Here is a 321-nt window from a genome sequence, read left to right as displayed (position 1 = left end):
GAAGGAACGTTTAAGACTAAGACGTTGATAGGCTGGGTGTGTAAGTGCAGCGATGCATTGAGCTAACCAGTACTAATGATCCGTGAGGCTTAACCTTACAACACCGAAGGTGTTTTAGAGACGAAGATATTTTCAGCGAAGTTCCGAGATTGGTTCTGATGGCGACACGAGAGTGAAGCGGTTGGAATGAAACAGAATTTGCCTGGCGGCAATAGCGCGGTGGTCCCACCTGACCCCATGCCGAACTCAGAAGTGAAACGCCGTAGCGCCGATGGTAGTGTGGGGTCTCCCCATGCGAGAGTAGGACACTGCCAGGCATCA

General features: G+C 51.4%; 2 rRNA genes. Both read left to right on the top strand.

Going from position 1 to position 321, the window contains the following annotated elements:
• Window positions 1–97, top strand: a 23S ribosomal RNA gene (locus ACK3CV_RS25390); the annotation flags it as partial.
• A gap of 104 nt (window positions 98–201) precedes the next feature.
• A 5S ribosomal RNA gene (gene rrf, locus ACK3CV_RS25385) occupies window positions 202–317 on the top strand.
• Window positions 318–321: the final 4 nt, after the last annotated feature.

The sequence above is a fragment of the Serratia sp. TSO36 genome (assembly GCF_057808395.1).
The sequence above is the reverse complement of the archived record's forward strand: the minus strand, read 5'-3'. Positions and strand labels throughout refer to the sequence as shown.